Origin of the sequence: Streptomyces sp. NPDC059455 (genome assembly GCF_042750115.1) — a bacterium.
GTDB lineage: Bacteria > Actinomycetota > Actinomycetes > Streptomycetales > Streptomycetaceae > Streptomyces > Streptomyces endocoffeicus.
This window is the reverse complement of record NZ_JBHYVB010000137.1, coordinates 1-22,146: the sequence shown is the minus strand read 5'-3', so window position 1 is coordinate 22,146 and position 22,146 is coordinate 1. Positions and strand designations below refer to the sequence as shown.

Sequence of the window (22,146 nt, the reverse complement as noted above, 5' to 3'; positions counted from 1 at the left end):
TTGTGAGTCTCGGGGCGGGCGCCCCGTAGCGTCCAATACCTTTCCCGGCAATTGATACCTTGAGGGCATGGATCTCGATCTGCGCAAGCTCCGCTATTTCGCCGCGGTGGCCGAGCACCGGCACTTCGGCCGGGCCGCGGAACAGCTCTTCATCGCCCAGCCGGTCCTCAGCCGTCAAATCAAGGCGTTCGAGGAGGAGTTGGAGTGCGCCCTGCTCATACGGACCACCCGCAGCGTGGAGCTGACCGCCGCCGGGAAACAGCTCCACGAGGAGGCGCAGCGGATCCTCGGGACGGTCGCCGCGGCGGTGCGGCGCGTACACGACGCCGAGCGGGGCGCCCAGCGCCTCGTTGTCGCCTTCTCCCCCGGGCTGCGTGTGTCGGCCGCGATCCGGGCCTTCACATCGCGCTACCCGGACGCCGAGACCGACGTCGTCCCGGCCCACTGGTGGCAACCGGACGCGCCGCTCCGGGACGGCCGGGCCCAGGTCGCATACCTGCGACAGCCTTTCGACGCCTCGGGGTTGCGCACCATCCCCATCGGCCACGAGCCCAGGGTCGCCTGCATGCCCGCGACCCACCCGCTGGCGCGCCGCGAGAAGCTCGCCTCCGCCGACCTCGACGGCGAGAAAATGATCACCCCGACGACACGGCCGATGTCTTCCATCGAGGAGAAGTTCGAGCTCATCGCCGCCGGGCACGGTATCGCGCTCATCTCCCTCAGCGCCGCGCGCTCCTACTCCCGCCCCGACCTCGTCCACCTCCCCGTCACGGACGCCCCAGGGGCCGAGATCTGCCTGGCCTTCGCAGCGGACCGGCGCGAGAACCAACTGCTGCGCGACTTCCTGGAGATCGCGACCGCGACGCTGCGGCGCGCCTGACACCCACGCGGCGGCGTGCCCGGACCTTCCTGACGACGTCGGAATGCCGCCGCCGGCCGACTACGCCGTTGATCTAGCCGTCCAGTCGCTGACGGCGCAGCAGGAACCACGCCGCCACGGCGGTCGTCAGGAGTACGCCCGCACCGACGCCGGCCGCGATCCGCAGGCCGTCGACGAAGGCGTCCCGGGCCGTGGCCAGCAGGGCCGTGCCCGTCTCGGGCGGCAGCGCGGCGGCCGCCTCGACGGCGCCGCCGATCGAGTCGTCCGCCCTCTCGGCCACCGGGCCCGGCACCCCCACCGGCGGGGTGAAGCCGCGGTAGGCACCGGTCACGATGGAACCGAGCACGGCGATACCGAGGGCCGCGCCCAGTTCATACGCGGTCTCCGATACCGCGGACGCGGCTCCTGCCTGGTTCTTCGGCACGGTGGAGAGGATCACATCCGCGGTGACGGTGAACGCCAGGCCCGCGCCGACACCGACCACCAGCAGCACCGCTCCAAGGAGCGGGTACCCGGTATCGGTGCGCAGCCACAGGAGGGCTGCGAGGGCGAGCCCGATCGCCGCCAGACCGCCTGAGACCACCACCCGCACGGAGAAGCGGCGGGCGGCGCGTCCCGCCAGCAGCCCTGCCACCACGGCCCCGGCCGCCGTGGGGAGTTCGGCGAGTCCGGCCTCCAGCGGGTCCCGGCCCTGCACCAGTTGCAGGTACTGCGACAGGAAGAAGACCAGCCCGGAGAGGCCGAGGACGGTGAACAGGTCGGCGAGGACCGCACCCGAGAACCCCCGGTGCCGGAAGAGCCGCATGTCCAGCAGTGGCGCGGGGAGCGTCAGCTGCCGCCGTACGAACCACCCCAGGGCCAGCACCCCGACCATGCCCGTGGCCGCGATGTCCCCGCGCACTCCGTACACCGCCGCCTCCTTGACCGCGTAGACGACGGCGACCATGCCGACGAGGGAGAGCAGCACGCTGGGCAGGTCCCAGGGGCCGGGCGCCGGGTCACGTGACTCGGGGAGCAGCTTCGCCCCGACGAGCACGAGAAGCACCATGACGGGGAGGTTGATCAGGAAGACCGAGCCCCACCAGAAGTGTTCGAGCAGGAAGCCGCCGAGGACCGGGCCGACGGCCATGCCCGCCGAGGCCGTCGCACCCCAGAGGCCGACGGCCAGGCTGCGCTCCCGGGCGTCCTGGAAGAGGTTGCGGATGAGGGCGAGGGTGGAGGGCATGAGGGTCGCGCCGGCGACGCCGAGCAGCGCCCGCGCGCCGATCATCATCTCCGCGCTCTGCGCGTACGCCGTCAGCGCGGATACGGCGCCGAAGGCCACCGAGCCGCCGAGCAGCAGCTTCTTGCGGCCGATGCGGTCGCCGAGGCCGCCCATGGAGACCAGCAGGCCCGCGATGACGAAGGAATATATGTCGCCGATCCACAGCAGCTGGGTGCCGGAGGGCCCCAGATCCTCGCTCAGGAACGGGGTCGCCAGCCCCAGGACGGTCGCGTCGACGGCGACCAGGAGGACGGCGAGGACGAGTACGGCGAGCGCCAGCCAGCGGCCGGGCCGCGCCTCCGCCTCCGCGCTCCCTTCGCTGACCTCGACAGGGCTCCCGCTCATGCGTTCCCGCTCCCCCGCCGCGCGCCGCCGAGCAGCAGCTCCAGCACCAAGTACTCCACGTCCTTGGCGGCCAGCCGCCCGTCGTAGACGCCCCACGCGGCCGACGCCATCAGCCCGTACAGGGCCTCCGCCAGCCACACCGGTGTCAGGTCGACGCGGAAGTTCCCCTGCTCCTGGCCGCGCCGGAAGAGCGCGGTCAGACGGGCGTCGAGCCGCGCCCAGCCCGCGTTGACCTCCTCGCCCTCGAAGAGCTGGTTCTCCCCATAGAGAAAGGCGAGGAAGCCGGAGACCGGCTGAAGGGCCGCCACGAGCCGGCGCAACGCCTCGACCGCGTCGCCCTCCTCGACGCGGGCCGCATCCAGTGCCGCCTCGGACCGCTCGATACCCAGCTCCTCCAGCGCCCGGATGAGCGCGTCGCGCCCGGCGAAGTGTCGGTGGAGCGTGGCACGGCTGATCCCCGCCGCCTTGGCGATGTCATCCATCGAGGCGGTGGCCCTGCGAGTGAGCTGGGCCGCGGCTTCACGCAACACGTCGTTGCGGTCAAGAGTCATGCGACAACCATAGCTTGAATGAGACAGCGACGTCTCACGAGAGGCCGGCTTGCCTCACCTAAGGCCGTCTCTCGTCGACGTTCCTCGGCATGCTGAACTCCCGGACGCTCAGGTCCTCCCCCGCCCTCGCAGGCAGCCGCCGCTTCCCGTACGCGGACCTCACCGGTGGCCCGCACGCTGCCCCGCGCCTCACCCTGCACGGCCACTTCTGCGGGGCGGGCTCCGCACGCCGAGTCATCCGCGGCCATCCGTTTGAACGCCGCCTGCGACCCCGATCCGAAGACCCCGTCGATCGCGCCGGTGCAGCCATAGCCCCGCAGCCAGCACTGGATGTTCTTGGCCTCGGTCGTGTTCAGGCCCAAGTACCACGCTTCCCGCGGCAATACCAACGACGGCAATGGTACTGACGAGCCGCCTCGTCAAAACTCGCATTGATGGCCAGGCCGGCCCGGGACCCTTCCCGCTGACCTGTACGGCCACTGGCCCTGTCCTTCATGATGGCCAGGCTGGCCCGGGACACCGCAGGGGTCATTGAATGATCGGTCCGGATCGGCGGGCTGGTTCGGAGTCGCGTCGGACGTCCTGGTCCGGGCAGAGGGGCGCGCGGTGCAGGCACGGTCCCGGTGATCATGAGTGTCGAAGTCCCATGAACACTTGGTGAGTCCGTGCCTGCTCCCGCATCTTCCCCCGTGTCTGCCGCGCTGGACCAGCTGGCCCAGGCTTCCGTGCCGGTCCCGTGACGGACGCGGTTGCTCTGTCCGACTTCCTGGCTCTGGTGCCTGATCCGAGAGGTGTTCGCGGCGCGGCGCCCACTACATCGCCCAGGTCAAGGCCAACCATCCCGGCCTGTTCGACCGCGTCCGCCGCCTGCCCTGGCGCGAGATCACGCTCGACCACCACGACCGCACCCGGGCTCACCACGGTCTGGAGATGCGGCGGCTGAAGACCGTCGCCTTCGCGCACCTCGACTACCCCGACGCACGCCAGGGCCCTACAAGTCGTGCGGTGGAGGAAGGACTTCACCAGCGGCAAGCTCACCATCGAGCGCCTCTGCCTGATCACCAGCCTGCCGCCCGGCATGGCGACCGGCCCCCAGCTCGCGGCCTGGATCAGAGGACACCGGCACAGCCGGTTCAGCCCGACCTTCTTCAGGATCCGCCGGGCTCCGGAGGTGCTGATGGCCACGTCGTGGTAGCGCCGCAGGTACATGGCGATCTTGGCCGGGCCGGAGTTGTGCTGCCGGCGCAGCCACAAGATCTCCTCCACGACCTCGGCCCTCGGTGGTGCGGGGCGCTGGAGCGGTCTTTCAGTCCTTGCAGTCCCCCGGCCTCATAGCGCCGCTGCCACCGGTAGTAGCACTGACGGCTGAGACCTAGGGCGTCAACCTACGATCGGCAGCTGTACGTAGCCCAGGCGGGACGGTCCTGTGTGCACTCTGTTGACAGCCCCGTCGTGGTAGGCGGGGTCGTAGGCGTGGTGCATGCCGTGCGCGACGCCGTCGTAGGGCTGCACGTCGACGCGGATGCGTTGGCCTTTTTTGAGCAGCCCGGTGCTGGGGACCAACTCGATTTCGACCTCGATCTCCTCGTCTGGGACGAGCTCTGCGTAGTCGGCTTTGCGATGGGTGTGTTTGACGGTGTAGTTCGTGCTGCGTGCTTCGTCGATTTTCCGGTGTGAGGCTTTCAGCCAGCCCTTCATGAGCGGAATGGGACGATCGCCGAAGCCGCTCGTGGCGAACCCGGTGAAGTCGACTTCGTGGCCGGCCTCGTCGATGGCCCGTACCGACACGTAGATGTCCATGTCGTGGCTGGTGGACGAGACCGTCAAGCCGACTTTTCCGTATCCGGCGAGGATTGCGTCGGCAGTCAGCGGGGCGCTGAGGAACGAGCTGCCGGTGGCGTGCGGATCGGACTGGGCCGATGCGGCATCGACACGCAAGGCCGCTCCGCGGGCAGGAGGAACCAGCGCGATCTCGGCCGGATATGCCGTCTGTGCTGAGGCGGTCGGCTCGGTCGTCTGCAGCCGGAGGAACTGTCGCTCTCCTGCCGGCTGGGCCGTCTGTGCGCGAGAGGCGTCGAGGTACCAGCGGCGGTACTCGGTGCGCGCGATGGGCCACTCGTTCTCGTGAAGGATGTGCGCGGCACCGTTGCCGGACCGGATCTCCAGGCGCACGGGCGGGACGTCCATGATCCCGTTGTCGACTCCCTTGAGCCAGTGGTCGAAGAACGCTTTGTGCGCGGCGACGGTCTCCTCGGCGTAGGACTTCTGGAACCAGTCGTCCCAGAGGTCGAGCTTCTTGTTCGCGGTCGGCGTGGCCAGATAGGCGTTGCTGCCGCCGAGCTGGTGGAAGTGAGCGGAGTGCGTCGTTGCGGCAACCGCCCAGAGGGGAACGGTGACATCGGTCAGGTCGGGGCTCATGAAGACATCAGCCCGTGGTCCGAAGACGGCGTCGGGGTCGGTGTCGCGGAAGGGGCTGTCCTTCAGAGTTTGGATGAAGTCCGCGATGTCGGGCGTTCCCACGACTGCGGGGTCGATCCCGGCCGCTTTCCAGACGGGCCAGAACTGCTCGTTGAAGATTCCGCCGTTGTAGGCGACCTCCTCGTAGAGGTCCACGTCGGTGCCGATGGCGATCATGGCTTTGAGGTGCTTGGGCTGGAGGCTGGCGGCCTGGTGCTGGCTCATCGCGAGGTATGACATGCCCCAGGTGCCGACGTTGCCGTTCGACCATGGTTGAACGCCGGCCCAGTCAATGCAGTCGCGAAGAGCCTCGGCTCCGGCGATCCCCCAGGGGGCGAGCCGTCCAGGGTTGTTGCCGGCGCCGGGCATGTCTGTTCGTACGACCGCGTATCCGTCCGGAACCCAAGATGCGGTGTTGACCGTTTCGTGATTCTCGAATGGCTGCCCGCCGGGATTGCCACAGAAGTAGTCGTCCTCCATGAGCTCGTGCTCTTCGAGGTCGGTGGCGGTCGCGATGGAGTGGTGGTTGAACGCCTTGCCGTAGGGCCCCGAGCTGATGACGACCGGGTAGGTGCCTGGCTGGGCGGGCCGGAAAACGTCTGCGAGGATGTGCTCGCCGTTTTGCAGCGGGATCTTGACGTCGCGGAACCGCAGGATGCCCATCGCGTTGCGGCGCACTTCATTCCGGGCGTTCGCCGGTGTGCACAGAGTTCGCGGGCCAGTGTCCTCGAAGACTCCGGCTTCGTTCAGATCCCGCAGTATCTCAGTGATGACCGGGTCGTCGGTGAACGCCTGGAGCTTGTCTGCGACAGCGGTGCCCTGGAAGTCGGCGTCGTGCCGGAAATCGATGTGCCGGCGGCCAATGATGTCGTGGACCTCTGGGGCAATCTGTGTCCCGTGGTCCCGGATGTTCTTCCGGCCGAGAGTGAACACGAATCGGGCGATGTTCGTCAGCCCGGGGTCGCGCAGCTTGGCGACATCACCGTCTGCGCGGGCGACGATCTGCGCCAGGTTCACCCGGGCGCGGGCGGAGACGTTGCCGATGGGTGTCGCCCCGACGAGGAAAGCGACCCGTTCTCCCTCCTCGTACAGAAATTCACCCTCTGCTCCTGTGAGTCCCTGGTGAGTGGGGGTTTCATACTTGAGACCGGTGATCGGGCCGGCCAGGAAACCTGTCTGCGTCATGGGCCTTTCCTTAGGCGCGCTGAACGGGAAGCTGGAGGTAGGAGGCGTGGTCGCCGCCGGTGTGCACGATGTGGGTGCCGGTGTTCGGCGAGGTGTACTCGGGCATGCCGGGCATCATCGAGCCGAGCAGGCCGCGGCCGCTGACGATGAAGCGGAGCTGTTCATCGGGGTGGAAGACGAGGCCCAGGGGGAGCAGGTTCGAACACGCCCATCGCACTCGGCGACGTGCCCTGCACCTTGCCGTACGGGCTGAAAGCCACGATGACCGGGACCTTCTCGGTGCGCACCGCCCCGAAAGCGTCCACGTGCGTGACGGTGCCATCCCGCAGTGCCACTGCGACCTCCTTGTCGAACGTGATGTCCACGGGCTGGGCCCGGAAGTGCGGAGCCAGGCGGGTCCCGGCCCGAGGGTGCGCGTGCCGGGCACGAAGTCGCTCAGGATCCCGTACCGCGGACCGCCGGGCACCAGTGGCTGGGACGGCATACAGATCCTTCGGCGGCTTTCCATGGCGTATCCCTTCGACCGTGCACCGCGCAAGCATATCAACAGTCGTTGATATCGCGGGCTCACCGTACACTGCTGGCATGGCTGAGCGACTCGAAACACGGGAGCCGCCTGCGCGGCGCGGCCGAAGGCCCGGGCAGAACACGACCCGCCAGGCGGTGCTCGATGCCGCGCGTCGGCAGTTCGCCGCGGCCGGGTTCAAGGGCACGACGATCCGCGCGATCGCCGCGGACGCCGGCGTCGACGCTGCACTCGTCATGCAGTTCTTCCGGTCGAAAGACGAGCTCTTCGGAGCAGTGATGTCGATCTCACCCGAGGCGCTCTCCCGCATCGCGGGCGCGTTCAGCGGTCCTCTTGAATCGGTTGGTGAGCAGGCCGTCCGGGCGTATCTCGCCGTCTGGGAGGGCGATCAGCCCGACGCCGACGCGCTGCGGGCGATGCTGCGCGGAGCGGTCTCCAACGAACAGGCGGGCACACAACTCCGGGAGTTCATCGAATCGCGACTGTCCGAAGGCGTCCAGCACTTCGGGTCCGACCCTCATGATGCCGCGCTCCGCGCTGCTCTCGCGGCCTCCATGCTGATCGGCATCATCGTCGGCCGGCAGATCGTGCGAGTCTCCGTGCTCGCCGAGGAAGACCGCGAGGCGATCGTCCGGCGCGTCGGTCCGGCTCTGCAGGCGGTGCTCGTACCTCCGCAGTCGCCGACGCGGTGAGACTCACGCGTCCACGCGCTACGAAAGACACGGCTACGTCTACCTCGGCACCGTCACCGTCGTAGCTCTCCTCATCTTGCTCCGCACATGATCGACCGGACAGGCTCGCTCCAGTAGTGCTTTGTTAGGCGGTGTCGTAGGGCTGCCAGGGGACGGTTGTTGGTGACGTGCCGGTGCCAGCCGTTGAAGGAGCGGCCCTCGAAGTGGTCCAGCCCCAGGACGGTCTCCATCTCGCGGAAGTCGTGCTCGATCCGCCACCGGGACTTCGCGAGGCGGACCAGAACTTTCGCGGGGATGTCGGCAGGCATCTCCGGAGACGTCGATGGCGCCGCTGAGGCCCTTGAGCCCATCTGGGCCATCCCCGGGGACCACCGCATCACGGGCATCTTGGTACGCGCCGCCCAGGTCCGTCGCTACCTGTCCCAGCCCGTTTTCCACGGTGCTCATCTGCCCACGCAGCTCCGCGAGCGCATCGAGGACTTCACCCGCGCATCGGCGCCATACCAGCTCGGGAACCACCAGCTGGCCGTCGAAGCCTGATCAGAGCGAGGCGAGAATCCTCCCCTCCTTCTCCGGCGCGATCCCGTGTTCTGCCCACCGCGGGTGGTCCACGGGACGCCCGTCGGCGGCCCACCACTGCCACGTATCGCGCACCGTTTCGGCGATCGGCCGACAACGCGACCCAGCTTCCACAGCACGCCGAGAATCCACCGACCACACTCCGGTGTGCGTCCGCCACAGCGGCATCTCAGTCCACTGCTTCACACCGTGCTTGGCCAGCACAGTGGGCTCTAGCAGGTCAGGGCGGCGGCCATGGCCAGGCCTCGGCTCTGCCAGTCGTTGCGGACCACATACGGGATCTTGAGGCCACGAGCAGCCCATGGCAGGCTCATGCCGCATGATCGATGACTTGGCGAAAGACAACCTGCACGGGAGACTGCGGCGGGACCGCGAGGCGCTGCTCTGGAAACTCGACGGCTTGTCCGAATACGACGCCCGCCGACCTTTGACAGCGACCGGGACCAACCTCCTCGGCCTGATCAAACACGTGGCCACCGTCGAGGCCAGGTACTTCGGCGAGGTCTTCGACCGCCCTTCCCCGGAACCGCTGCCCCGATGGCAGGACCACAACGGCAGCGATCTGTGGGTGACCGAGGACGAGACCCGCGATCAGATCATCGGGTTCTACCGGCGCACGTGGGAACACTCGGACGCGACGATCAACGAGCTTCCCCTCGACGCCCCCGGCCACGTGCCGTGGTGGCCGGAGCCTTATCCCAATACGAACCTGTTCGCCATCATGGTCCATGTCCTCGGCGAGTCCATCCGGCATGCCGGGCACGCCGATATCCTGCGCGAGGGCCTCGACGGCCGGACCGGGGTGCGCGCCGAACACGAGAAGCAGATCGACGAGGAAGCCCGTGCAGCTTACTGCGCGAAGATCGAGCATGCCGCCAGGTCGGCCGCACCAATCAAGGTTTAGAGGGTGTCTCACGCGACTTGATGTTCGTGCGGCACGATGCCGGTCGTGGGTGCTGATCCATCGAAGCGTCTGGTTCCTGATGAACTCTGACCAGCGGCTGTGCCTGGCGGCATCTGCCGCCGACGTTCGGCACGTCGCCCGCCACCGCGCATCGCCGCTTCCTGAGCAGGGAGCGCAGCAGCGCCTTGCGGCGGCGCAGCGGCAGCGTGGTGACGTCGGCCCCGGCGAGGGACTGGACGTCGAAGAGGTAGTAGTACACGGGCACGCCGCTGCGTCTGGCCTGGTCGGGGGAGGCGGGGTGGATGCGTGGCTGGAGGCGGGCGAAGCTGGTGCGGCCCTGGTCGAAGGCGACGACTTCGCCGTCCAGGACGCAGTCGGGCGGTGACTGGGCGACGGGCTGGAGCCGTTTCCGTTCCGCGGGCGACAGGAGCCGCAGCGGGTCACTCACGTGGGATTTCCCCTTCCCGGGCCGTCCATGTTTCGCCGCCCTACTTCGGCGCGCCCCACCGGCCGCGGCCCATTCGCGCCGGAACAGCATGGTGCGGAACAGCATGGTGCGGAACTGACTCCCGGCCCTGTCGACGGAGTACCGACCCCTCAGGGGAGCGGACGCACTTCCGGGAGGGCGGTCGGGGTCCGGATCTGGGTTCTTCCGCGCTATGCCCGATGGGCTGCTTTCCGCTTCCGGCGCGCCGCCCGCTCGGGCTCCTCCGCGCCAGGCACAGCCATGGGTAGGAGGCTCCTTCGCGCCTGCTCCCCAGGGGCGCCGATCCCTTCGTAGCGGCTGAAATGCTCGCCGTCCGCCATCACCGCTCGCGGCGCGCCCAGCGGCCCGCGCACGGTCGCCACGTTTACCGGCCCGGTCGGCGGCTACTCCTGTGAGGTGCTTTGTGCGGCACTACCGAGGAGGCGCCGTGGCTCAGGTATCGGATTTCGTGCTGGCTCGGCTGCGGGAGTGGGGGGTGGCGCGGGTCTTCGGCTATCCGGGGGACGGGATCAACGGGCTGCTCGGGGCGTTCGACCGCGCCAAGGGCGACCCCGAGTTCATCCAGGTCCGGCACGAGGAGATGGCCGCGTTCATGGCCTGCGGCCACGCCAAGTTCACCGGCGAGGTCGGAGTCTGCGTCGCCACCTCGGGGCCCGGCGCCGTCCACCTGCTCAACGGCCTGTACGACGCCAAGCTGGACCACCAGCCGGTGGTCGCCATCGTGGGCCAGCAGAAGCGGCTCAGCCTGGGCTCGCACTACCAGCAGGAAATCCACCTGGACCGGCTCTTCGCCGACGTCTCCGAGTACTGCGAGATGGTCACCCACCCGGGCCAGGCACGGCATGTCATCGACCGCGCCTTCAAGACCGCGCTGACCACCCGCGGCGTGGCGACCATCGTGATCCCCAACGACGTCCAGGAGGAGGACGCCCAGCCCTCCCCGCCCAGAGCACACGGATCGGTGTTCTCCAGCGTGGGCTGGAGCCGCCCCCGTGTCCTGCCCGACCCCGATGAGCTGCGCCGCGCCGCCGATGTCCTCAACGAGGGCGAGCGGGTCGCCATCCTCGTCGGCCAGGGCGCGGCCGACGCCTCGGGCGAGGTCGTCGGAGTGGCGGAGCTGCTGGGCGCCGGGGTGGCCAAGGCGCTGCTGGGCCGGGATGTCCTCCCCGACGACCTGCCCTATGTGACCGGGCCGATCGGTCTGCTGGGCAGCACCGCCAGCGACAAGATGATCAAGGAGTGCGACACCCTCTTCCTGATCGGCACCAGCTTTCCGTACTCCGAGTGGCTGCCGGACGAGGGGCAGGCGCGCGGTGTCGAGATCGACATCGACGGCCGCATGATCGGGATGCGCTACCCCATGGACGCCCATCTGGTGGGCGACGCGAAGGAGACCCTCAAGGCGCTCCTCCCGCTGCTGCGGCGCAAGGAGAAGCGGAGCTGGCGGAAGAAGGTCGAGAAGGATGTGCGGGAGTGGCTCACCATCTGCGACACCTGGGCCGGCCAGCACTTCGGGGACGCCATCAACCCCCAGTCGGTGGCCGCTGAGCTCTCCTCGCGGCTGCCGGACCGGGCGATCCTCACCGCCGACTCCGGCTCGGCCACCAACTGGTGGGCGCGCCATCTGAAGCTGCGCGACGGGATGGACGCCTCGCTGTCCGGCACGCTGGCCACCATGGGCCCCGGGGTGCCGTACGCGATCGCGGCGCGCTTCGCGTATCCCACCCGCCCGGTGATCGCGTTCGTGGGAGACGGCGCCTTCCAGATGAACGGCATGAACGAGATGATCACCGTCAAGCGCTATCTGGACCGGCTGGCGGGCGGCCCGCCGCTGGTCTTCTGCGTCTTCAACAACCAGGACCTCAACCAGGTCACCTGGGAGCAGCGCGCCATGGCCGGGGACCCGAAGTACCCCGCCTCCCAGGTCATCCCCGACATCCCGTACGGGGCGTACGCCGAGCTGCTGGGGCTGCGGGGAATCCGCTGCGAGTCCCCGAAGAAGGTCGGCAGGGCCTGGGACGAGGCGCTGGCCAGTGACCGGCCGGTCGTCCTGGAGTTCGTGGTCGACCAGGAGATCGCCCCGATCCCGCCCCATCTCATGGTCCCCATGGCGAAGAAGACCGTGAAGGCCGCGCTGCACGACCCCGAGCTGGCCGGGATCGCCCACCGGGGCATCCGGCAGAAGGTCGCCCAGTACGCCGAGCGCCTGCCGGGACGCGGACATGCGTGAGAGCGACGCGGCGCACGGCGCTGATCGTACGGACGCCGAGAGCACACCGTCGCGCTCAACCGTGCCGACGGATACCGAGGCGGGCTGCCGCTTCCAGCATCTGGGCGTGGACGAATGCCTGGGGCAGGTTGCCGCGCAGCTGGCGCTGGCCGACGTCGTACTCCTCAGCGAACAGGCCGAGGGGGCCGCAAGCCGCGCGGGTACGTTCGAACCAGCGGAACGCGCTGATCGAGTCGCCCTCGCGATGGGCGGCCAGCACCATCATGAAGCCGCACAGCAAAAACGCCCCCTCCGCCTCGCCCAGCGGCATGTCACCGTGGCGGAAGCGGTACAGATAGCCGTCCTGAGCCAGTCGGTCCTCGATGAACCGGCGGGTTCGCGGACCACTGGGGTCTCCTGCCGGAAGGCAGCCGCGGGCGAGGGGCAGCAGCAGGCCGGCCTCCGCGCCGGAGTCCCCCTCGGCACGGGTCCAGTGCCCTTCCGGGGTCAGACAGCGCCGGCGGGTCTCCCGCAAAATGGCCCCGGCCAGGGAATCCCACCGACGGGCGGCGCGGCCCGGCAGCTCGCGCGCCAGGGAGCGCAGCCCGGCCACCGCGCAGAGCCGGGAATGGGTCCACCACCGGTTCTCCAGCTCCCACAGACCCGGCGTCCGGTGCGGGCCGATGGCGCTCGATGGCGTCCACTGCCACGTCGATGGCACGCCGGGCGTCGGGAGTGAGCCGGTCGAGGCGGGCGGCCGCCGCGTAGAGCTGCAACAGCTCACCGTAGGTGTCGAGCTGGGCACCGGCGTCGTTGCCTGCCCGAACGGGACGACACGCGCCGCCAGGTCACGCGCCTGCTCGCCTCGGTCCGTGCCGACGGCGGCACCGCACGCCAGCTGACCATGAACATCCCCGACGACACCGAATACGCCCAGCTCGTGGACGAGTTCAACGCCCAACGGGACACCGAGTACGGCGAGGTCGTCGAGCGCGCCCCCGACCTGCTCGAAGAACTGCGCAAGGAGACCGCCCGGGGCAACGCCACCTACGCGGAGGTCGAGGAGTCCGAAGCGGATCTGGAGCGGTTCGACAAGTGGCTGGCCAAGATCGCCGCTCGCGACTACTTCCACGCCCCGGGCGGGGCGGCGGCACGGGAGGCAGTAGCGCGGTGCCGCACCTGCTCGCCGAGGCCAGCCGGCTGCTGCCAGACCTGGTACGGCTCCTACGCCGCCTGGCCGCCGACCGTACTCTGCCCCGTGGGGTGCGGGTAAGGCTCGGCCTCCTGATGGTCTACCTGGCTCTGCCGATCGACCTGATCCTCGATTTCCTGCCCGTCATCGGCTACGCCGACGACGCCATCGTTGTCGCCTTCGTGCTGCGGTCCGTCGTGCGGCGGGCCGGGGTCGAGGCTGTGCGCGCCCACTGGCCCGGCAGCAACGACGGCTTCGCCACCCTGTCCCGCCTGGCCGGACTGCACCGGGCCGAACCACGGAAGTGAAGGGAAGCCCCACAGCCTGGAGGTCTGGTGCGCTACCTGGGCTCGAGGATCACGCGTCTGTCGAGCCTTCCTCGTGTGCACCGCCATTGTGACGGTGAGGTTGAGCGAGCGAACGACCGGCATCGACAACGTCTCTGCTGAAATCGGACGCCGATGCGCTTCCCAATGCCGAGCGTCCTCGCGCCGCGCGCGCTGCAGGAGATCGCCCTCGTCGGATTCGGGGTCATTTTGTTGATCAAGGCCTTCGAGAGGTGGGGAACATGTGCCCTCGGTATCGGCATGCGCTTTCTCCGTCACAGCGAACTTGTGGCTCTGTGATCAGGGGCGCTCCACCGTGCAGGTCCAGGTCAGCCCGCAACACCACCGGTTGGGGTTTTGGGTCGAGTCCCCCTGGGAGTCTCTCCTCGGCTGACGGCCGAGATCTCATCCGCACTCACGGAGGTACGCCTCCAGCTCGGCGGCCCCGGTCAGCATCGCCCGCCCGCGAACGGACAGCCGGCCGTGCCAGTCGCGCAGCGCGCCCTCCAGCGGCTCAAGCCCACCGGCCGCCCGCACCTGGGAGATCAGCGCGGCGATCCGCTCCAGCGGATAGCCGCCCCGCCTGAGTTGGTGGGCGAGCCGGGCGTCCCGCACGTCTGCCTCGTCGTAGACGCGGTATCCGGTCAGCGGGTCGCGGCGCGGGCGCAGCAGCCCGGTGCGCTCCCACTTGCGCAGCGTCGCGGGCCGGATGCCGAGCCGTTCCGCCAGTGGCCCGATGAACGTGGCGCCGGGACCGGACGCCGCGGGGTGCCCGGACGCCGTGGTGGGCGCGGGCGCCGTGGTGGGTCGCAGGCCGCGGAGGGCGCTCTCCACGGTCTGAAGGGTCCGCCGGTCGTCGAGGAGCTGTACGTGGCTCTCGTCGATGAGGCGGAACGCCTCACCTTGCCGCGGGTGTCGAGCAGGACGTCCAGGGTCGCGGTGAGTCCGGCCATCGTGGCGATCTCGTCGATGTCCGAGCGCATCGGTCCGGCCAGTGCCCCGTAGTGCGTCTGGGGCGACATCACGAAGTTGCCGTGGTTGGCCTCGATGGTGATGTCGGCGCACACCCCTGGCATGACCAGCTTGCCGCCTCCGCCGTAACCCCAGTGATTGGCTTGTGCCTGTCCGATCGCTATCACCACGTCGTGGCTGGTCACGGACTCATGTACCCATGCGGGTGTGCCCCGCGAAGTGATGCCGAGGTGAGTGTAGACGTCGTAGTTGAGGGGGTCGTTCTGGAGCAGCGGGATCCCCAGCCGGGCCATGCGCGCGAGGTTGTCCCGGCCGACCTTCTGCTCGATGTCGCGCTGCGACATCGATATGACCTTGCCGTTGCCGGTGATGACGGTGGCCCTGGTCGTGCCGGCCCGTTCGATCTCGTCGAGTACCGCCGGCAGGATCTTCGAGGCCGGGGTGGGCCGGAACTGGTTGTCGATGATGACCGTGATGCTCCGGCCGCCCTCGAGCAACTGCGCCAGGCTCGGCCCGGCCACCGGGTTGGCCAGTGCCCGCCGCGCCTCGTCGGTGGTGTTCCGCACCGCGGGGGGTTCGTCGGGGTAGATCGCCGCGAGCAGGTTCCGCTCGGGGATGTCGAGGTCGAGTTCCTCGCGGCGGACGTTGCTTTCATCGTCCATGACGCCGATGGTCAGCGGGTCCAGCGATTCGTAGGGAATTCGTGGGTGGAAAGTTCCGGTCATCGTCGATCTCTTCGCAAGCGGCGCAACCATGCTCAATGGACCGTATGTTTAGGACGGTTGATCAATATATCGGAAGCTAGGCGAGATTTCAGATCCTGTCAACGCTCGCGCATGCGACGAGACCCCGTCACAGACCGCTGCCGACCTGCTCGGTCCGTTCCGGCCGCCGGTCGAAGGACACCGAGCCCCGGGTTTCCGGAACGGCGATGAGCGTGACGACGAACACCACACTCGCCCCGGCCAGGAAGAACACCAGACGCGAGGGCACATCGGTGAGATCAGGACTGAGCAGGCTGACGAAGGTCGGCATGAGCCCGCCGAGCATGAAGCCCATGTTCCAGCTGACCGCCGTTCCCCGGGCTCGCAGCTCCGTCGGATACCGCTCGTTCAGGAAAATCATCAGTGGCGCGTAGGCCGCGTTGGAGAGCATCACCATGAGCACGCACAGCACGGCGACCACGGTGCCGCGCTCTCCCCCGGCCGCCGCGATGGCCCACACCACGGCCGGCAGGGCGAGAAGGTTGCACAGCCCGAATCCCAGCATGGTCCTGCGGCGGCCGATCCGTTCGCTCAGCTCCCCCGCCCCGATCGCCGCGACCACCACCGCCACGCTGCACACCAGGAGAATCAGCCCGCGCTGCCGTTCAGTGACGGGCACGATCTCGCTGAGCAGGGTGGGCAGGAAGCCCGACGTCAGGTAGTACTGCGCCCCGCCACCGGCCGCGACGGCGACGTTCAGCGCGAGGATCTTCTTGCCACCGCCGCGGAGGAGTTCACCGAACGGCACCGGTTCGGGGGCCCGGCCGGTGTCACTTCCCTCCCAGGCCGGTGACTCCTCGACCCTCCTGGCGACGAACAGGCTCAACAGCGCGCCGGCGAGCCCGCAGAAGAACAGCACCCGCCAGCCCCAGACGTCGAAGGCCGGACCGGGAAACGCCGCGGAGACACCGATGTACGCCACGCTGGCCAGCGCCCCGCCCAGGCCCGCCCCGCCGGCCCCGATCAGTCCGCTCATCAGACCCCGCCACCGCGGGCCGATGCTCTCCGTGCCCAAGGTGTGCGTGGTCGCGGTGACGCCGCCGACGAACAGGCCCTGGGCCACCCGGAGGGTCAGAAAGAGGACCGGAGCGAGCACACCGACGGCGGAGTAATTCGGCACAAGCCCCATGGCCGCCGTGGTCAGGCCCACGCCGCTCATCACCACGACCATGGCCTTCTTGCGACCTCCGCGGTCGGCCACTTCGCCGAAGAGCGCGGCACCGGCGGGACGCATGACCACGGTGACGGCGAACGAGCCGAACACCGCGGCCATCCCGAGAGTCGGATTGGATGTCGGGAAGATACTCTCGCTGACCGGCCCTGCGACGTAGAGCAGCAGAAACAGATCGAAAAGGTCGAACGACCACCCCGCGACCGAGGCGAATACGGCGGCGGCTGGTGACTTCGCGGGCTGTCGGGCGGCGGGACTCATGGTGTTCTCCTCGTCTCGGAGTGGGCATACGGGAGGGCCCCGTGGCTTCGGCGGGAGTCCGCGGGCGTCGCGGTCGGCGGGGAGGGATACCGGTAACACCTGGTTCTAACGCTCCTTCTCCTGGCCGCTCCGCCGGCGCCTTCCGGCACCGCGCAGCAGCCGCCTGGCGCGGTCGAGCAAGGGCGCGAACACCAGGCTCAGGGCGCTGGGGGCCTTCACCGGCCCGGACGGCGCCTGCCCGGAGGTCGCCGCTTCGGTGACGGCGTCGGCGAACTGCTCGAACATCCGGCGGCTGACGTCACCGGCGAGGGCGCGGCCGAACTGGGCGATGCGGCCGGTGAGATAGACCTTGGCGTCGGCGTGCATCGCGGTGCCGGTCTCCGTGGCCTCGGTGGTCAGTGTGATGTCCGCCTGTGTCTGCGCCCCACCGGTGTCCTGGCCTTGCGCGACGGCCCTCAGCCGACCGGCCTCGCGGTCGTGTTCCAGGATGTGTGCCACCCCGTTGAACGCCAGCTTGATCGGACCCACGGAGACCCGGGCCCGGCCCGCGTAGTGTCCGTTGCCGTAGTCGTCGGTGAGCTCCGCACCCGGCAGGCAGCGCGCGAGCAAGTAGATGTCGTCGAGCACGCCCCAGACCCGGTCCTCGGGCAGTTCGATCTCCGTGGTGATCCGCACCCCGATGGTGGGGTCACCGCTGGGCAGCACGATGTCCTGGACGCTCGGCGACACCGTGTCCTCGGCCTCGTCCGGGCCGTCGGACGCGTCCGCGCCCTGCCCGGCACGGCCGACCAGCGCCGTACGCACGCAGTTGCCCGGCGCGGGGATGCCCTCGGGGTGTGCGCGCCGGGTCTCGTCCACCGCGGTGAGGATGTTCCGGTACCCGGTGCAGCGGCAGATGACGCCCGACAACTCCTCCGGCAGCTCCTCCTCGGTGACCTCCGGCTTGTTGACCAGCAGGTCGTAGGAGCTCATCAGGAAGCCGGGGGTGCAGAAGCCGCACTGCAGGGCGTGGTGACGCCCGAACGACTCCTGCAGCGGGTGCAGGGAGTCGGGCCGTCCCAGGCCCTCGACGGTGACGATGTCCGTCCCGTCCAGCTGCACGGCGAACAGCAGACAGGCGCGGGCGGCCTCGCCGTCGACGAGCACGGTGCACATACCGCAGACCCCGTGCTCGCAGCCGACATGCGTACCGGTGAGGCCGAGGTGGTCACGCAACGCGTCGGCCAGGGTGACCCGCGCCGGGAGGCTCAGCACCGTGGGCGTCCCGTTGACGGTCATCCGGACCTCGACCGGGTCGTCCGCGCCGGCCTTCACCGGGCGCGGCATACGGGGCCCCGCCTCGCGGGACCCGGCTTCGCCGACGGTCACGTGGTCACCTCCTCGGCGCCGTCACGGGCGCGCTCGTAAGCTTTGGACAGTTCCCGGGCGGCCAGGGCGAGGAGCAGCCGGCGCCGGTAGTCCCTGGATGCGTGGATGTCGCCGTCGGTGTCGACGATCTCCTCGACGACGGCGGCGAGTTGCTCCCTGAGCCGGCCCGCGAGCCCGTCGCCGCTGTCGGTGACCGCGGCGGCGAGCTGCTCGGAGAGATCACGGGTGACCGGCCGGTCGGACACGCCGAAGGCGGTCATCGCCGCCTCCGGGCGGCCCGCGCGCTGACGTACCCGCACGGCGGCGCCCGCGAGCGCGAAGTCGCCGTGGCGACGGGCGATTTCGGCGAACCCGAACCCCTCCCCCTCGGCGGCCACGGGCAGCCGTACGGAGGTGAGGATCTCGTCGGGGGTCAGCGCCGTGGTCATCGCGCCGTGGAAGAACTCCCGGGCGGACACGCTCCGGTGGCCGTTCGGTCCGGTCAGCGTCAACTCCGCGTCGAGGCAGCAGGCCACGGCGGGAAGCTCGGCGGCCGGGTCGGCGTGGGCGAGGCTGCCGCACACCGTCCCCCGGCTGCGCAGTTCCCGGTGGCCCACCCAGGGCAGCGCCAAGCGCAGCAGGGGAACACTTCCGCCGAGCGGGTCCCGCTCCACCCGGCGCTGCGTCACGGTCGCGCCGATGTGCAGGGCCGGTCCGGAGCGGGTCAGCGCGCCGAGTTCTTCGATGGAGTTGATGTCGATCAGCGTGTCGGGGCGGGCGAGCCGCATGGCGAGCACCGGTGTCAGCGACTGCCCGCCCGCGATGACCTTGCCGCCCCCGCGGGTCTCCGCCAGTTCGGCGATCGCGTCGGAGAGGCGCGAGGGACGAACGTAGGCGAACGGTGCGGCCTTCATGAATCAGATCACCGGCCCTGGAACTTCGGGGTCCGCTTCTCGCCGAACGCGGCGACGCCCTCGGCGAAGTCGTGGCTCGACCGCAGCATCGCGTACGCCTTGCGCTCCAGCTCGATCCCCGAGTAAAGCGGTGCGTCGATTCCCTTGTCGAGCACCTCCTTGGCGGTGCGCAGGGCCAGTGGCGAGTAGCCCAGCATGGTCTTCACCACCCGTTCGGCCTCCGCGTCCAGCGCCGCGCGATCGGGCAGCACGGCCGACACCAGGCCCCAGTCCCCCGCCTGCCGCGCCGAGATGCGGGTCGCGGTCATGACGTGGTATTTGGCGCGGGAGAGACCGATGAGCCGGGCCAGGCGCTGGGTGCCGCCGGAGCCGGGGATCATGCCCAGGCGCATCTCCGGAAGGGCGAACTCGCTGCGCTCGGTGGCGATACGGATGTCCGTGGACAGCGCGAGCTCGAAGCCGACACCGAAGCAGTAGCCGTCGACCGCGCTGATGACGGGCTTCGGGCTGCGGGACGGAGCCGTGATGTTCTGGCCCAGATCGGTGAAGGCGACGGGCTCCATCTCCATGAAGCCGGGGATGTCGCCGCCCGAGGTGAAGTGCTCGCCCTCGCCCCGGATGACCACGACCTGGACGCTCTCGTCCGCGTCGATCTCGGCGAAGCGGTCGGCCATCGCCTGGCGGGTCTCCATGGTGACGATGTTGTACTTGCCGTGATCGAGGGTCAGGTAGGCGACACGTCCGTCGTGGCCGTGGTCCAGCCTGATCCGGCCTCCGGTCAGTGCCATGTCACAGATCCCTTTCGCTGTCACTGCCGTTGAGCAGCTCGTTGAGTACGTTTCCGTGGAGGGGCAGGGTGGTGATGTCCACGCCCGCCGGGGCGAGCGCGTCGGCGACCGCGCCCGCGATCGCGGCGGGGAGGCTCATGCTGCTGCCCTCGCCGCACCCCTTCGCGCCGAGGCGGGTGAGGGGGGAGGGCGTCTCCAGGTGGTCGCTGTGGAGCGTGTACCGCGTCTCCGCGGTGGTGGGACACAGATAGTCCATGAACGTCGCCGTCGGTTGCCCGGCGTCGGTGTAGCGCATCTCCTCGAGCATCGCACCGCCTATGGCGTGTGCGAGGGCACCGTGGATCTGGCCCTCGAGGAGCGTGGGGTTGAGGATGGTGCCCGGGTCGTGGACGGTCACCACCTTCTCCAGCCGGAGCTGCCGGGTCTCGGCGTCGATGCGTACGGTGGCGAGCTCGGCGACGAATCCGTAGCACAGGCTCGAGTTGATCTGGTCGCCTCTGCTGGCGGCCTTCGACTGAGGGGGTGTGAAGGCGGCCTCCTCGTACAGCCGCGCGGTGGTGCCCTCGGGCAGCGCGCCGGGGTCCCAGTGGACCAGCCCGGCCGCGTGCCGGAACAGCACCGCCCGCTCGGGCTCGTCCCGGACCCGGACCCGCCCGTCGGCGAGTTCCACCTCCTCCGGGCGGACGTCCAGCAAGGTGGCGCCGGCGACCTTGACGGTCTCGGCCAGCTTTTCACCGGCCTCGACGAGCGCGCTGGTCAGCAGGGGGGCGAACCGCGACGAATAGCTGCCGGAGGTCACCGTCCAGGGGGTGGTGGCGGTGTCCATCTCGACCACCGGACGGACCTGGTCCAGCGGCAGCCCGAGTTGTTCGGCCACCACGGCCTGGGCGACCGTGGCGTGGCCCTGCCCCTGCGGCACGGTGCCCAGCAGGACGGACACGATGCCGCCCAGGTCGACGCTGACGCGTACGTGCTCGGTGGAGCCGGACTTGCCGCGCCCCGCCGTGCGCTGCTCGGCCGGGGTGGCCAGGCTGACATAGCCGATGTTGGTCGCCGACGGGTCGACGATGGTGGCGACGCCGATGCCGTAGTACTCACCGCGCTCCCGCGCCGCGCGCTGCTCCTCCCGGAGCGCCTGGTAGTCGGCGTTCTTCAGCAGCATGTCCAGGGCGCGCTGGTAGTCGCCCGAGTCGTAGACGCCGCCGGTCGGAGTGGCGTACGGGAAGTCCTCACTGCCCACGAGGTTGCGCTGCCGCAGCTCGACCGGGTCCAGGCCGCAGACCCCGGCGATCTTGTCCATCAGCCGCTCCAGGCCGAAGTACAGCTGCTGGCCGCCGAATCCGCGGTTGAGTCCGGTGGGTGTCTTGTTGGTCACGACCGCGCGGGAGCGGATCCGCACGGCGTCGATCGTGTACGCGCCGGTGATGTTGCCGAAGCAGCGGTACAGCGTGCTGGGCTCCGGCGGGCGGAGATACGCGCCGACGTTGTCCACCAGATCCGCGCGGAGTGCCCGCACCTCGCCATCGGCGGAGACCGCGGCTTCGAACCACATCACCCGGTCGGATCCGGCGGAGCTTGCGAGCATGTGCTCGATGCGGTCCTCGGTCCAGCGCACCGGGCGGCCGGCGTGCTTGCTGGCCAGCGCCATCAGGGCCACGTAGGGGTAGATGCCGGCCTTGATGCCGAAGCTGCCGCCGTTGTCGGCCGGGATCATCAGCCGGACGCGTGAGGCGGGTACGCCCAGCGCCCCGGCCAGGACCGGGACCATGGAGAAGGGCCCGTGGAAGTTCGCCCACGCCTGGATGCCCGGTCCGTCGGCCTCGTCCTGCCAATGGGCGACGACCGCGTAGCACTCCATCGGGGTGGACGAGTACCGCGGGAAGGTGTATTTGCCCGTCACCACGCGGTGGGCGGTGGCGAAGTGGCCGTCCACATCACCGAATGCGAAGGTCCGATCGGTCGCCACATTGCTGTCGGCGCCCTCGTGCAGTCGCGGGGCGTCGGGCAGGAGGGCCTTCTCGACGTCGACCACCGGGGGCAGCGGGTCGTAGTCGATCTCGACGAGTTCGGCGGCGTCCTCCGCGAGGTAGCGGTCCGCCGCCACCACCACGGCGACCGGTTCACCGACGAACCGGACCTTGTCGGTGCCCGTCGGGTAGTACGGCATGGGCGTCTTGAGGGAGAGCGGGAACGGCCGCAGTGTCGCGGCGACCTCATCGGGACCGATCACCGCGGGGCCACCCGGGTGTGGCCGCGCCCCGGAGAGATTGTCGCCGCGGGAGCCGGCGGGGGGGTGCGGGGTCCCGGCCACCCCGGCGGGGAGTGTGCCCCG

General features: G+C 69.6%; 19 protein-coding genes and 4 pseudogenes. 8 read left to right on the top strand and 15 right to left on the bottom strand.

What is annotated here, in order from left to right:
• The first annotated feature begins 67 nt into the window (after positions 1-67).
• Positions 68-880 (top strand): LysR family transcriptional regulator, encoded by an 813-nt coding sequence (locus tag ACFXB5_RS36425; RefSeq protein ID WP_385216369.1) that lies wholly within the window; start codon positions 68-70, stop codon positions 878-880.
• 73 nt (positions 881-953) lie between these two features.
• On the opposite strand, the gene ACFXB5_RS36420 is transcribed toward ACFXB5_RS36425, so the two are convergent.
• Both ACFXB5_RS36420 and ACFXB5_RS36415 read right to left on the bottom strand, forming a co-directional pair.
• Complete coding sequence (locus ACFXB5_RS36420) at positions 954-2,489, bottom strand: MFS transporter (protein WP_385216366.1); 1,536 nt, start codon at positions 2,487-2,489, stop codon at positions 954-956.
• The gene (locus ACFXB5_RS36415) at positions 2,486-3,040 is read right to left on the bottom strand and encodes a TetR/AcrR family transcriptional regulator (protein WP_385216363.1); all 555 of its coding nucleotides are present in this window, start codon (positions 3,038-3,040) and stop codon (positions 2,486-2,488) included. Before ACFXB5_RS36415 ends, ACFXB5_RS36420 begins: the two co-directional genes overlap by 4 nt.
• A gap of 1,000 nt (positions 3,041-4,040) precedes the next feature.
• On the opposite strand from ACFXB5_RS36415, the gene ACFXB5_RS36410 reads away from it, so the two are divergent.
• Positions 4,041-4,235: a hypothetical protein gene (locus tag ACFXB5_RS36410; protein ID WP_385216360.1), complete on the top strand. Its 195-nt coding sequence runs from the start codon at positions 4,041-4,043 to the stop codon at positions 4,233-4,235.
• On the opposite strand, the pseudogene ACFXB5_RS36405 reads toward ACFXB5_RS36410, so the two are convergent.
• The 3 genes and pseudogenes from ACFXB5_RS36405 to ACFXB5_RS36395 all read right to left on the bottom strand — a co-directional run.
• A pseudogene (locus ACFXB5_RS36405) lies at positions 4,189-4,410 on the bottom strand (helix-turn-helix domain-containing protein); the annotation flags it as partial. The gene ACFXB5_RS36410 and the pseudogene ACFXB5_RS36405 sit on opposite strands and share 47 nt — an antisense overlap.
• A gap of 10 nt (positions 4,411-4,420) precedes the next feature.
• Entirely contained in the window at positions 4,421-6,682 is a 2,262-nt protein-coding gene (locus ACFXB5_RS36400; RefSeq protein WP_385216357.1) for a CocE/NonD family hydrolase, read from the bottom strand.
• A gap of 10 nt (positions 6,683-6,692) precedes the next feature.
• Entirely contained in the window at positions 6,693-6,899 is a 207-nt protein-coding gene (locus ACFXB5_RS36395; RefSeq protein ID WP_385216354.1) for a hypothetical protein, read from the bottom strand.
• A 368-nt stretch (positions 6,900-7,267) separates the two neighbouring features.
• Here ACFXB5_RS36395 and ACFXB5_RS36390 point away from each other — a divergent pair, with 368 nt between their 5' ends.
• On the top strand, positions 7,268-7,900 hold the full coding sequence (locus ACFXB5_RS36390; RefSeq protein WP_385216351.1) for a TetR family transcriptional regulator: 633 nt from the start codon (positions 7,268-7,270) through the stop codon (positions 7,898-7,900).
• Positions 7,901-8,061: 161 nt separating this feature from the next.
• Here ACFXB5_RS36390 and ACFXB5_RS36385 read toward each other — a convergent pair.
• A pseudogene (locus tag ACFXB5_RS36385) lies at positions 8,062-8,184 on the bottom strand (transposase); the annotation flags it as partial.
• A 10-nt stretch (positions 8,185-8,194) separates the two neighbouring features.
• Here ACFXB5_RS36385 and ACFXB5_RS36380 point away from each other — a divergent pair.
• Together ACFXB5_RS36380 and ACFXB5_RS36375 are read left to right on the top strand one after the other, a co-directional pair.
• Positions 8,195-8,440 (top strand): hypothetical protein, encoded by a 246-nt coding sequence (locus tag ACFXB5_RS36380; RefSeq protein ID WP_385216348.1) that lies wholly within the window; start codon positions 8,195-8,197, stop codon positions 8,438-8,440.
• Positions 8,441-8,798: 358 nt separating this feature from the next.
• Complete coding sequence (locus tag ACFXB5_RS36375) at positions 8,799-9,383, top strand: DinB family protein (protein WP_385216345.1); 585 nt, start codon at positions 8,799-8,801, stop codon at positions 9,381-9,383.
• Here ACFXB5_RS36375 and ACFXB5_RS36370 read toward each other — a convergent pair.
• Positions 9,373-9,831 (bottom strand): hypothetical protein, encoded by a 459-nt coding sequence (locus ACFXB5_RS36370; RefSeq protein WP_385216342.1) that lies wholly within the window; start codon positions 9,829-9,831, stop codon positions 9,373-9,375. The two genes, ACFXB5_RS36375 and ACFXB5_RS36370, sit on opposite strands and share 11 nt — an antisense overlap.
• A 466-nt stretch (positions 9,832-10,297) precedes the next feature.
• Between ACFXB5_RS36370 and ACFXB5_RS36365 the strand changes: the two genes are divergently transcribed.
• Positions 10,298-12,100: a thiamine pyrophosphate-requiring protein gene (locus ACFXB5_RS36365; protein WP_385216339.1), complete on the top strand. Its 1,803-nt coding sequence runs from the start codon at positions 10,298-10,300 to the stop codon at positions 12,098-12,100.
• A gap of 55 nt (positions 12,101-12,155) precedes the next feature.
• Here ACFXB5_RS36365 and ACFXB5_RS36360 read toward each other — a convergent pair whose 3' ends face one another.
• On the bottom strand, positions 12,156-12,800 hold the full coding sequence (locus tag ACFXB5_RS36360; RefSeq protein ID WP_385216336.1) for a glycoside hydrolase family 15 protein: 645 nt from the start codon (positions 12,798-12,800) through the stop codon (positions 12,156-12,158).
• A 96-nt stretch (positions 12,801-12,896) separates the two neighbouring features.
• On the opposite strand from ACFXB5_RS36360, the gene ACFXB5_RS36355 reads away from it, so the two are divergent.
• Positions 12,897-13,352, top strand: coding sequence for a Chromate resistance protein ChrB (locus tag ACFXB5_RS36355; protein ID WP_385216391.1), 456 nt, complete (start codon positions 12,897-12,899; stop codon positions 13,350-13,352).
• 14 nt (positions 13,353-13,366) lie between these two features.
• A complete protein-coding gene (locus ACFXB5_RS36350) occupies positions 13,367-13,579 on the top strand; it encodes a YkvA family protein (RefSeq protein ID WP_385216333.1) in 213 nt (70 codons plus the stop codon).
• Between the two features lie 423 nt (positions 13,580-14,002).
• On the opposite strand, the pseudogene ACFXB5_RS36345 reads toward ACFXB5_RS36350, so the two are convergent.
• The 7 genes and pseudogenes from ACFXB5_RS36345 to ACFXB5_RS36315 form a co-directional block, all read right to left on the bottom strand.
• Positions 14,003-14,497, bottom strand: a pseudogene (locus ACFXB5_RS36345) (MerR family transcriptional regulator); the annotation flags it as partial.
• Positions 14,498-14,613: 116 nt separating this feature from the next.
• Positions 14,614-15,231, bottom strand: a pseudogene (locus ACFXB5_RS36340) (lactate racemase domain-containing protein); the annotation flags it as partial.
• A gap of 190 nt (positions 15,232-15,421) precedes the next feature.
• On the bottom strand, positions 15,422-16,765 hold the full coding sequence (locus ACFXB5_RS36335; RefSeq protein ID WP_385216330.1) for an MFS transporter: 1,344 nt from the start codon (positions 16,763-16,765) through the stop codon (positions 15,422-15,424).
• Positions 16,766-16,870: 105 nt separating this feature from the next.
• Positions 16,871-18,133, bottom strand: coding sequence for a 2Fe-2S iron-sulfur cluster-binding protein (locus ACFXB5_RS36330; protein ID WP_385216327.1), 1,263 nt, complete (start codon positions 18,131-18,133; stop codon positions 16,871-16,873).
• Positions 18,130-19,026, bottom strand: coding sequence for an FAD binding domain-containing protein (locus tag ACFXB5_RS36325; RefSeq protein WP_385216325.1), 897 nt, complete (start codon positions 19,024-19,026; stop codon positions 18,130-18,132). The genes ACFXB5_RS36330 and ACFXB5_RS36325 overlap by 4 nt, the downstream gene beginning before the upstream one ends.
• Before the next feature lie 8 nt (positions 19,027-19,034).
• Complete coding sequence (locus ACFXB5_RS36320) at positions 19,035-19,814, bottom strand: enoyl-CoA hydratase/isomerase family protein (protein ID WP_385216322.1); 780 nt, start codon at positions 19,812-19,814, stop codon at positions 19,035-19,037.
• A gap of 1 nt (position 19,815) precedes the next feature.
• On the bottom strand, positions 19,816-22,146 hold a 2,331-nt coding region (locus tag ACFXB5_RS36315), incomplete at its 5' end, for a xanthine dehydrogenase family protein molybdopterin-binding subunit (protein ID WP_385216319.1).